Here is a 10,919-nt window from a genome sequence, read left to right on the forward strand (position 1 = left end):
CCGTGACAGACATCAAAAAACTGGTTCGTGACGAATATGGACATATCGCCGAAAGAGCAGCTTCGCCAGCCAGCGGCTGCAGTTGCTGCAGCTGCAATTCTGACATAGCCGCCGAATCCAGCCTTCAGGCAGGCTACACCGAAGAGGAAATAAACTCCGTTCCCGAAGGGGCAAACTTGGGGCTGGGGTGCGGCAACCCTCTGGCACTGGCTGAAATAAAAGAGGGTGAGACCGTACTGGACCTGGGGTCAGGCGGCGGCTTTGACTGCTTTCTGGCAAGCCCGCGGGTAGGTGCAAAAGGCAAAGTAATAGGTGTTGACATGACACCCCAAATGCTGTCTATAGCCAAACGCAATGCTTTTCAGGGCGGCTATACCAATGTAGAGTTTATCCAGGGGGAGATTGAAAACCTGCCGCTGGAGTCAGACAGCATAGACCTTATCATCTCCAACTGCGTAATAAACCTGTCACCGGACAAGCCTGCCGTTTTCAAGGAAGCCCTGCGGGTGCTCAAGCCGGGCGGGCGGATAGTTATATCTGATATTGTACTGGAAGGTGAACTGCCGGACGAAGTCCGCAAATCTGCCGCCGCCTATATAAGCTGTATTGCCGGGGCAGAACAGTTTGACGATTATCTGGATATCATCAATGAGGCCGGCTTTGTTGACATAACATTACTTTCCAAAGAAACCTATGGCGCAGATAGCTGCTGTAACGACGATGAAGGTTGCGGATGCAGCTGCGGCTGTTCAGGCGAATCCTGCCAGAGCGGTGAAGATACTGAAACTAACGCACTGGACGGCCTGATAAGCAGTCTCAGGCTAAGGGCTTACAAACCGCTTTAATTTTGGAGTTTAAATTCCACCCGAAGCACCCGGCGGGTATTTTCATCTACCTTGGCAGACTGGCCAATACGGTAGCCCACCAGCCAGAGTATTTCTTCGCCTGAAAAAAGCAGGGGTACTCTGGCCCGCCAGCTTCGGGGGATTTTATTATCTATCATAAATTCCTTCAGGCTTTTGGCTTCGTCCATGCCCAGCGGCTGAAACTGGTCCCCCTCGGTGCGGGTGCGGACAGCCAGGTCACTCCCGGCTTTGTCCATATCCAGATAAGCCACCAGAGTACTTTCACTTAAATCCAGCCCTACCGGGGAAGGCAAGACTTCAGTCTTTACAGTCCAGCCGTCCAAAATAGTTTCAGTGCCAACTCCCAGCCGGTACTCCCCCTGAAAAGGCGGGTATGGACAGAGTTCATCAATCTCCCAGCCCAGCAAATAATGTTCATAGTCCACCTGAAAGACCAGCTTGTAAGGCAGGTCTATCCGCCGTCCGGCAGGCTTGTCCAGAGTCTGGATAATGCTTTCTATATGACGGGCTTCAATATCCTTCAGTCCGCCCAGCAGTTCTTCCAGCATCTGCCTAAGCAGGTTTCTTTTGAGTGCCGGATGAAGCCGCTGCATCTCTATTTTTTCAATCATAAGCACATTGTCCTGCCGGATTACCAGCTCAGCCTTCATTTGAGAAGTCACTTCGTCCAGCAGGGCCATTTCTTCACCCGCAATAAATGCAGTGCGGAGTATGGTTTCTTCAAAGGCGGGGTTAATTCCCCTGAGCATGGGCAGCACCTCAAGCCGGATACGGTTGCGTAAAAGGTCTGTACTCTGGTTAGTTACGTCCTGTACGGGTGAAAGCCCGGCTTCGCGGCAGTAACTTTGAGTTTCAGCCCGGCTAAGGCCAAGCAGAGGGCGGATAACCCTTAGACAGCCTTCACCGGCTACCGTACGGTTTAAAACAGGCCTAAGTCCCTGAAGCCCGCGGGTTCCGCTGCCCCTTACCAGATGAAGCATAACGGTTTCAATATTGTCATCTGTGGTATGTCCCACCGCCACTGCCACCGAACCATACTCAGCCGCGGTACGGCAGAGGAAAGCATAACGCATTTCGCGGGCAGCTTCTTCAGTTGACAGGTGGTGTTCAGCCTGATAGGCCTTGACACTGACTTTCTGCTGGCAAAGGGGTACACCCAAAGCAGCCGCCAGTTCGGTCACATAGGCGGCATCACGCTCTGATTCTTCACCCCGCAGGCCGTGGTTCAAATGGGCCAGCCGCAAACTGAAACCCATTTCACGGCTTAGTTTATGCATTATGTAAAGCATACAGACGGAATCAGGCCCGCCGGAAACCGCCAGCAGGATTTCGTCTCCGTCTGACACCATGCCCTGTTGTTTTATATATTTGCTCACCCGTTCGCTCAAAATTTCATTGTTGTCCAAGGGTATGTCCCGCCTTTTAAAAACTTCGTCAACAAGTATTTTTTCAAATACAACGGCTGTCCTGATGAAAAACGTTTTCATTAAAGAGTGCCAGATAGGCCTGGCTGCCCTTAAACTCTATCAGACTCAGACTGCCAATGTGAAGCCTGAAATTGGCCATTTTTTCCAGAGGCAAATCCAGCACCTTGCAGATAACCGCCAGTATCACAAAATAGTGACAGACCACCGCCACATTCTGGTCAGGATGGTCAGCGGCTATTTTTGTGATAACCCGCCAGGCACGGGTCTGGACATCAGTCAGGGATTCACCGCCCGGAATCCGGGGCAAACCGCCCTCCGGGTGGGGTTCGGTAAAGAGTTCGGTAACCTTCATATTGGCACTGCCCATGTCCATACCCTCAAAATCACCCGCCTCTATCTCCCGAAGGTCTGGTGCGGTATTGATGGCAAGGCTGTGCTCAAGGGCAATCACCTCAGCCGTCACTTTGGCCCGGCTGAGCGGGCTGGAGTATATGGCAGACAGTTTTTCATCTTTGAGCCGCAGTGCCAGATTTCGGGTCTGGCGCAGCCCGTTTTCATTCAGGGGGGTATCACTTAACCCGCCCTGCAGCCGCCTTTTATTATTCCAGTCTGTTTCCCCGTGGCGAATCAAATATATTCTGGTCATGTCTAACCTCTGTCTACACTATGGCGTTTTTCAAATTCGTCTGCCAGCCTAATCCGTTGAGTATAGTTAGGGTGGTCCTGGGTCAGCCGCTCCAGCCAGTTTGAGGGTTCAGCCTCAGCCAGATTCTGGTTGGTCAGGCGGGTCATAGCTGTCCGGAAGGCCGAAGGATTATTACTGATATTAAGGGCAAATTCATCTGCCTGCTTTTCCAGCCTGCGGGTAAAAAGGCTGATTAGCGGGAAAACTGCCATCAGCAAAAGAAACAGGATACTACCCATAAGCGGCAGCCCGGCCGGGTCTGTCAGACCATTATACCCCACCGCATCACCCAGATAACTGAAAATTAGCCCGCCCGCCGCCAGCACCCCGAACAGGACTGCCGCCTGAAGAGAAAAAAGACGGAGCATATCGTTATGCTGCTGGTGGGCAATCTCGTGAGAAAGGACAACCTCTATTTCGGGTATGGCATAACGGTCTATCATGGTATCACTCAGGACTATCCGCCTGGTACGCCCCAAACCCATCAGGGCGGCATTGGCGGCGGTTCCGCGCTTACTCAGCTCTATAACATATATCCCGCGGACATATACGCCTATACGCCGGCAAAGCTCTAAAAGACTGTCTTTCAGCTGCCCGTCTTCAAGCGGTTTCATGGGGTAGAAAAGGGGTATCAGCCAGACAGGGGCAATAAAGGTCATACCCAAACTCACTGCTAAAAATCCCAGCCAGACCAGCAGCCACCAGATATCCGGCCATGCACCCATAACGGCATATACCGCCGCAACCAGGGGCGCACCCAGCACCAGCATAATCAGAAAAGACTTGGCTGTATCCGCAAAAAAATCCCGGCGGGTCTGTCGGGAAGTGCCGTAGCGTTTAGCCAGTATATACCCGGTATAATAACCAAACGGCAGACTGAATATTTCGTAAACAACCGCCAGCAGCAAAAAGTAAATAACGGCTGCCCAGACAGGGTGAGATACCAAATGGGCAGCAAATGAGGCGGATAACCCGCCGAATATTAAAACCAATGCGGCTGCGGCAATGATAAGGGATTGGATATAAGTAAACCGCCGCTCAATACGGCCGTACTCCCTGGCTTTTTGCTGACGCTGGGTATCCAGCTTAGGGGAAGAGTTCAGATTATCTTCAGGGGGAATAGCCAGTTCTTCTTCAGGCATCAGGCCTCCAGGACAAGCCGTATACGCTCCACTGACAAAGGAAATTCGCTGATACCCAGGGCTTTAGTGAATTGTTCGGGGCGGCCTGCCCCTTTGCTGTCACACTGAAGCAGCATCCTCAGGCACAGCACACCCTCGGCCAGAGATACCACTTCCAGTTCAGCTGTCTGGGCGCGTAAATCATATTCCTTTACTTTGTCCTGACGCTGCAGCTGCCACAGGAAGCTGTCTTTAGCCATAAAATCATCTACAGCCTTATGGCATTCCGCCAAAGACATTGAAGTATTTACGCTTACCAGATACTCTGCCTGCCGTACCAGCGCCTGGAGTGAGTCATGTTCGGGGGGAACAACACAGCTTTGAAGTATCTTGACGCCCTCCGGCAGATGGCGGTTAATCAAATCTTCAAAATAATGGGGGCTGACAGCAGCAGAGGTATATAAATCCATAAACTCCGCCCGGCTGGTATACCCCACCGGCAAGGGTGAGGCCAGAGCCATTCGGGGGTGAGGGTTAAAGCCCTCCGAATAGGCCAGTTCTACCCCGGCCCGGTAAAAAACCCTTTGCCACAGGCGTATTATGTCAAGGTGAGAAATAAACTTCAGGTTTTCTCCCCTTTGGTATCTAACTCTTAGACGCTGCACGCTTTTCCTTTGTTATCAGGACTTCATCAATCTTCATACCCTTCATACGGGTAATCACTACCTTAAGGTTCTGAAGTTTAATCTGCTGGCCCTGCTTGGGTATGTATCCCAGGCGGTCAAGTATCAAACCGGCAATAGTCTCATAATCACCTTCGGGCAGGTCCAGTTCCATTTCTGCGTTAGCTTCTTCTATCCGCATGCTGCCGTCCACCTGAAAGGTGTATTCGTTTATAGATTCGTAGTCTTTTTCGGCTTCCGCCAGTTCATCACCCACCGGCCCTACTATCTCTTCCATCAGGCGGGAAAGGCTTACGATACCGGCCGTACCGCCGTACTCATCTACCACCACACACATCCGGAAATTCTTTTCCCGCATCTCGTTAAACAGCTTGCCGATAGGCTTGGTTTCAGGAGCAAAATAAGCCGGGCGCATAAGGTCATCTACCAAATCCTGCTGGTTATGAGTGCCTTTGGCCAGTGCCATCAGCACGTCTTTGATAGATAAAATACCCAGCACGTTATCCATGTTGTCTTCGTACACCGGGAAACGTGACATGGGGGACTCGGCATATAAATCCAGAAAATCTTTCAGGGTTGAGCCTTTTTCCACACTTTCCACTTCCGGTCTGGGTACAATCACTTCCCTGACCGGCCGGTCTGAAAACTCAAATACCTTGTGCAGAAGCTCCGCTTTATCTTCTTCAACCGTCCCCTCTTTATGGCCGACAGTTATCATAGCCCGGATATCATCTTCGGCCACCAGAGAACTTTTAAGGGCAGGGCCGCCGAAGAGCTTGGTAAAACCGGAGGATATCCAGCCAAGCAGAGCTACTATAGGTGCGAATATTTTGGAAATCACCTCTACCGCAGGGGCTACTGCGAAGGCTATTTTTTCAGAATGCTGGGTAGCCAGAGTTTTGGGGGTGGTTTCGCCGAAAACCAGCAAAATAATAGTAACCCCGGCAGTGGCGATAAGCACGCCTCTTTCATTACCCCAGATAGAAACCGCCAGAACAGTACCCAAAGCGGAAGCGGCTGTATTTACAAAGTTGTTGCCCAAAAGTACAGTGGAAAGGAATTTTTCCGGCCTCTCCATCAGCTGCGAGACCTTGTCTGCGCCCTTTACTTTACTTTGAACCATATTTTGCAGGCGGAACCGCTGGATCGAAATAAAGGCTGTTTCAGAGCTGGCAAAAAAAGCGGAAAAGACAATGCACAGAAAGAAGAGTATAAGGTACCAGGTATCGGTACTCATTTTGAAGAAAACCTCACTAACCTAGGCTATATGGCCTGGATATTTATAATAACATTGCCCTATATAGGTGTCAAAGGGTTTAGCCCCTTGACATTGTCTATGCTATAATCCTGAGTATATGAAGATACTCGGTATAGAAAGCTCCTGTGACGAAACCGCTGCCGCAGTAGTGGCAGACGGGGTAAATATTTTATCCAACCGGGTATCCTCGCAGATAGATATCCACTCCCGTTACGGCGGGGTAGTCCCCGAAGTAGCTTCCCGCCAGCACCTGCTTTCCATATTACCGGTCATAAGTGACGCACTTAAGGAAGCACGTACCGGATTTGATGAAATTTCGGCCATAGCTGTAACCAACGGGCCGGGTCTGGCAGGCTCTCTGATAGTGGGGGTAAATGCCGCCAAAGCCATAGCCGCCGCCCGCAGCATACCCCTGGTGGCGGTAAACCACCTGCACGGCCATATCTATGCCAACTGGCTTTCCGGCAGGATACCGGAATTCCCCTGCCTGTGCCTGACTGTCTCAGGCGGGCATACCGACCTGGTGCTGATAAAAGGGCATGGTCAGTATCAGCTGCTGGGGCGTACCCGTGATGATGCCGCCGGAGAAGCCTTTGACAAAGCCGCCAGAATACTGGGTTTAAGCTATCCAGGCGGGCCGGCCATAGACAGAGCTTCGCAGGACGGTGAGGCAGTACTGGATTTGCCGCGCTCGTGGATACCCGGCAGCCATGACTTCAGCTTTAGCGGACTCAAAACCGCCCTGCTCCGGCTGGTGGAAAACGGCGAAGTCTGTTCGGTAAATGACGCCGCTGCCAGCTTTCAAAAAGCGGTGGTAGATGTACTGGTAACCAAGACCCTGAACTGCGCCCATGAGCATAAAGTAAAGCAGATACTGCTGGCAGGCGGAGTGGCCGCCAATAACCTGCTGCGTAAACAGCTAAGCGAACAATCCCCTCTGCCGGTTTCCATACCGCCCATAGGCTTATGTACCGACAATGCCGCCGTAATAGCCTCCTGCGGCTATTTCCGCTTTATATCCGGCGGTCAGGACAGGCTGGACATGGATGTACTGCCGGCGCTATCCGTTGTTTCCTGATACCTAAAGCACTTTTTCGCCAAATAAAAAAGGAACTCGTTTCCGAGCTCCCTTTTACAAACTGTACAGTATTTGAGGCGGCCTGTACAGTATTTCAAAGACCATCCAGATCTTTGAGAACTGCAATCAGTATAGACCAGAACCAGAGCCCTTGCTATCGTACTTAATACGTAAATTGACTGCGCATTTATGCTTAGTACTATTCTATACTTTAGTATATTTTCAGTTTAGCAAACACTGTGAAAGCTCTGCTAAGCATTGCTATTGACACACTGTAAAGCATTCCGGAGAGTTATCAGCATTGGATTAAATAGCTTTTCGTAGTCTGAAGGGTGTATTTATGGTTATTTTATTCTAAATACCTGTAATTACCGCTGCTTGCAGTTGCAGCCGACTTCCCAGTGCTGTATTATATGCCTGTTAGCAGTCTCGTACTGAGACTGCTAAAACATTGCCGCAATAAATTTAGTCAAACTTAGAAGGAGGAATAATGGCAACTAGATTCGAACCCCTGCACAACATGGTACTCATCCAGCCCCAGGAAAAACAAGACATGAGCAAAGGCGGTATCATCATCCCGGACGCCGCTCAGGAAAAATCCCAGGAAGGCGTGATTGTCGCCGTGGGCCCCGGCCGTCTGGACAAAGATGGCAAACGCGAACTCATGAGCATTAAAGTCGGTGACAAGGTTCTTTTCCCCAAATTCGGCGGTGTTGAACTTAAATCTGGCGGTATTGATTACATCATCATGCCCGAAAGCCAGATTATGGCTAAAATCGTAGGCTAAATTTTTTAACGAATATTAGGAGGTATAATGGCTAAGCAGATTATATTTGGCGAAAAAGTCAGGGTCTCCCTCAAAAAGGGTGTTGATACTCTGGCTAACACAGTAAGAGTAACCCTTGGTCCCAAAGGTCATCCCGTTGCCCTGGAGCGGAAATGGGGCGCACCCACTGTTATAGATGACGGTGTAACCATTGCCCGTGATATTGAACTGCCCGATGCTTTTGAAAATATGGGCGCCCAGCTGGTCAAAGAGGCCGCAACCCGCACCAGCGATGCCGCCGGTGACGGTACTACCACCTCTATCGTACTGGCTCAGGCCCTTATCAACGAAGCCTTCAAGAATATTGCCGCCGGTGCCGAACCCATCAACCTGAAACGCGGCATTGAAAAGGCTGTGGCCGCCCTTAAGGCCCAGCTCCGCAAAAACTCCACCCCCGTCAAGGGCAAACAGCAGATTGTTCAGGTAGCCACCATCACCGGTAAAGACCCCGAAATCGGCAACCTGATTGCTGATGTTATGGATAAAGTCGGCAAAGACGGCGTTATCACTATTGAAGAATCCCGTGGTCTGCGCTATGAAACCAGCTACGTAGAAGGTATGCAGTTTGACCGCGGTTATATCAGCGCTTACTTCGTAACTGACCCCGGCCGGATGGAATCCATCATGGAAGATGCCACCATCCTGATGACCGACCGCAAGATTGAAACCGTTGCCGAGCTGCTGCCCGCTCTGGAAAAAATCCTGCAGATTTCAAAGAATCTGGTCATTGTAGCTGAAAACGTTGAAGCCGAAGCTCTGGCTACCCTGGTAGTCAACAAGCTGCGCGGCAACCTGAATATCCTGGCTGTCAAAGCCCCCGGCTATGGCGACCGCCAGAAAGCTATGCTGGAAGATATGGCCATACTGACCGGCGGCCATGTAATCAGCAAGGAAGCCGGCCGCAAGCTGGATTCCGTAACCGAAGCTGACCTCGGTCATGCCCGCAGAGTTGTCTCCAATAAAGACAAGACCACCATTATTGACGGCGAAGGCTCTGCCGAAGCTATCAAGGACCGCATCAAGCAGATTAAAGCCCAGATTGAAGAAACCGAATCTGCCTTTGACCGCGAAAAACTGCAGGAACGCCAGGCTGCTCTGGTCGGCGGCGTAGCTGTTATCGCCGTAGGCGCTGCTACCGAAACCGAAATGAAAGAGCGCAAAGCCCGCGTTGAAGATGCTCTGGCTGCCACCCGTGCCGCCATTGAAGAAGGTATCCTGCCCGGCGGCGGTACCGGCCTCCTGAATGCCCTGCCCTGCCTTGATGCCCTGAAACTGGAAGGCGACGAAGCCACCGGTGTCAGCATTGTCCGCAAGGCTCTTATTGAACCCGTCCGCTGGATTGCTACCAACGCCGGCAAAGACGGCAACGTTATCGTTGACAAGGTCAAGAACTCACCCGTAGGCCATGGTTACAACGCTGAGAAAGATGTCTTCGGCGATATGGCTGAAATGGGTATCATTGACCCCACCATGGTTGTCCGCTCTGCCCTTGAGAACGCTTCCTCCATTGCCAACATGGTTCTCATCACCGACTCACTGGTAGCTGATATTCAGGATAAAAACCCCGCTCCCCCCATGCCTGAAGCTCCCGGAATGTACTAAGACCCAAAAGGGTTAAACAAGAAGGGCGGGACTTTAAAGTCCCGCCCTTTTCTATTATTCACAATAGGCTTAGATACAAATATATTGTCTAGTCTTTCAGCAGACAGGCTACTGCATCTTTGTCAACAGGCCCTACCAGTGCCAGCCGCATTTGGGGTTTTTGGAAGTATTCGTCTGCCAGATCCATAACACCTTTCAGGCTGACCCCGTCTATCAGGCGGATAACATCTTCGTGGGTATTTACCCTTTGGCACAGCAGTTCCTGAGAACCTATCCACTTGGCCATATAGCGGCTGTCTTCCATAGCCAGCTGAATCCGTCCCTTGGACATTTCCTTAGCCTTTGTCAACTCTTCAGCTGTTATGGTTGTCTTGGCAGTTTCCAGTTCACTAAGTACAGCCTTTATACAGGCCGTCAGATTAGCCGGGTCTACCGCCGCAAAAACAGAGAAAGCCCCGGTATCATGCAAATACTCAAGCCCGGACTGGACAGAATAAGCCAAACCCAAATTATCCCTGACACGGGCAAAAAGGCGGCTGCTCATGCCGTCACCCAGTATAGTGTTTAATATGCTGAAAGCATAACGGCGGTCATTCAGACGGTTCATGCCCGGCATGGCCAGCATCAGGTTAATCTGCTCGGCATCACGCTTGTCCACCCCTACCTGACAAGGGTTGCCATCGTGATACGGCTCAAAGGTCTGCATTTTTTCCCGCCCGGCCAAACTGCCGAAAGCCTGAGAAATGGCCGAAACGGCGTTCTCATGCTTTATATCCCCGGCTACTGCCACCACTATATTGGCAGGGGTGTAATGGCGGTGCATAAAATCAAGCAGTTTTTGGCTGTCCAGACCGGCCACACTCTGGCGGCTGCCGGCTATATCCCGCCCCAGCGGGTGGTCCGGCCAGAGTATTTCATCAAGCAGCAGCCCCACCCGGTGGGAAGGGTTGTCCAGGCTCATGCTTATTTCTTCGTAGATTACCTTGCGTTCCTTCTCAATGTCTTCGGGGTTAAACAGGGGGGTTACCAGCATATCCGAAAGCACATCCAGGGCCAGAGCAAACTTGTCACTGCCCACTTTGGCATAATAAAGGGTAGACTCACGGTCGGTAGCCGCATTCAAAATACCCCCCACCCCCTCTATGGCACTGGAAATAAGCTGGGAATCAGGATACTTTTTACTTCCCCTGAATACCATGTGTTCTATAAAGTGGCTGGCACCGGCCTCGCAGTCTGTTTCATAACGCGAACCCACCCCGATATATACGCAAATGGTAACCGAACGGCTGGCAGGCATATGGTGGCTTATTACCCGCAAACCGCTTGGCAAAACACTTAATTCATACAAATAAACACCTCGCTTCTTTCTGAAT

At 51.2% G+C, this 10,919-nt stretch carries 10 protein-coding genes; 4 read left to right on the forward strand and 6 right to left on the reverse strand.

Annotation, left to right across the window (positions count from 1 at the left end):
- Positions 1–2: 2 nt before the first annotated feature.
- Complete coding sequence (locus ACE6F3_RS01540) at positions 3–845, forward strand: arsenite methyltransferase (RefSeq protein ID WP_010937105.1); 843 nt, start codon at positions 3–5, stop codon at positions 843–845.
- On the opposite strand, the gene tilS is transcribed toward ACE6F3_RS01540, so the two are convergent.
- The 5 genes from tilS to ACE6F3_RS01565 are packed head-to-tail and all read right to left on the reverse strand — an operon-like array spanning position 842 to position 6,019.
- Positions 842–2,272, reverse strand: a complete 1,431-nt coding sequence (gene tilS / locus ACE6F3_RS01545; protein ID WP_324664712.1) for a tRNA lysidine(34) synthetase TilS — start codon at positions 2,270–2,272, stop codon at positions 842–844. The two genes, ACE6F3_RS01540 and tilS, sit on opposite strands and share 4 nt — an antisense overlap.
- A 43-nt stretch (positions 2,273–2,315) precedes the next feature.
- Positions 2,316–2,939: a histidine phosphatase family protein gene (locus tag ACE6F3_RS01550; RefSeq protein ID WP_324664713.1), complete on the reverse strand. Its 624-nt coding sequence runs from the start codon at positions 2,937–2,939 to the stop codon at positions 2,316–2,318.
- Between the two features lie 2 nt (positions 2,940–2,941).
- On the reverse strand, positions 2,942–4,120 hold the full coding sequence (locus tag ACE6F3_RS01555; protein ID WP_324664715.1) for a M48 family metallopeptidase: 1,179 nt from the start codon (positions 4,118–4,120) through the stop codon (positions 2,942–2,944).
- Positions 4,120–4,764, reverse strand: coding sequence for a TIGR03936 family radical SAM-associated protein (locus tag ACE6F3_RS01560; protein WP_324664716.1), 645 nt, complete (start codon positions 4,762–4,764; stop codon positions 4,120–4,122). Before ACE6F3_RS01560 ends, ACE6F3_RS01555 begins: the two co-directional genes overlap by 1 nt.
- Positions 4,745–6,019, reverse strand: a complete 1,275-nt coding sequence (locus tag ACE6F3_RS01565) for an HlyC/CorC family transporter (protein ID WP_010937110.1) — start codon at positions 6,017–6,019, stop codon at positions 4,745–4,747. Before ACE6F3_RS01565 ends, ACE6F3_RS01560 begins: the two co-directional genes overlap by 20 nt.
- 118 nt (positions 6,020–6,137) lie before the next feature.
- Here ACE6F3_RS01565 and tsaD point away from each other — a divergent pair, with 118 nt between their 5' ends.
- The 3 genes from tsaD (at position 6,138) to groL (ending at position 9,546) form a co-directional block, all read left to right on the forward strand.
- The gene (tsaD, locus tag ACE6F3_RS01570; RefSeq protein WP_324664719.1) at positions 6,138–7,118 is read left to right on the forward strand and encodes a tRNA (adenosine(37)-N6)-threonylcarbamoyltransferase complex transferase subunit TsaD; all 981 of its coding nucleotides are present in this window, start codon (positions 6,138–6,140) and stop codon (positions 7,116–7,118) included.
- Between the two features lie 490 nt (positions 7,119–7,608).
- The gene (groES, locus tag ACE6F3_RS01575) at positions 7,609–7,905 is read left to right on the forward strand and encodes a co-chaperone GroES (RefSeq protein WP_010937112.1); all 297 of its coding nucleotides are present in this window, start codon (positions 7,609–7,611) and stop codon (positions 7,903–7,905) included.
- Between the two features lie 27 nt (positions 7,906–7,932).
- The gene (gene groL, locus ACE6F3_RS01580) at positions 7,933–9,546 is read left to right on the forward strand and encodes a chaperonin GroEL (RefSeq protein ID WP_041343058.1); all 1,614 of its coding nucleotides are present in this window, start codon (positions 7,933–7,935) and stop codon (positions 9,544–9,546) included.
- 88 nt (positions 9,547–9,634) lie between these two features.
- Here groL and ACE6F3_RS01585 read toward each other — a convergent pair whose 3' ends face one another.
- Positions 9,635–10,894: a pitrilysin family protein gene (locus ACE6F3_RS01585; RefSeq protein ID WP_324664721.1), complete on the reverse strand. Its 1,260-nt coding sequence runs from the start codon at positions 10,892–10,894 to the stop codon at positions 9,635–9,637.
- Positions 10,895–10,919: the final 25 nt, after the last annotated feature.

Origin of the sequence: Dehalococcoides sp. THU4 (genome assembly GCF_043231265.1) — a bacterium.
In the GTDB taxonomy this organism is placed as follows: Bacteria; Chloroflexota; Dehalococcoidia; order Dehalococcoidales; family Dehalococcoidaceae; genus Dehalococcoides; species Dehalococcoides mccartyi.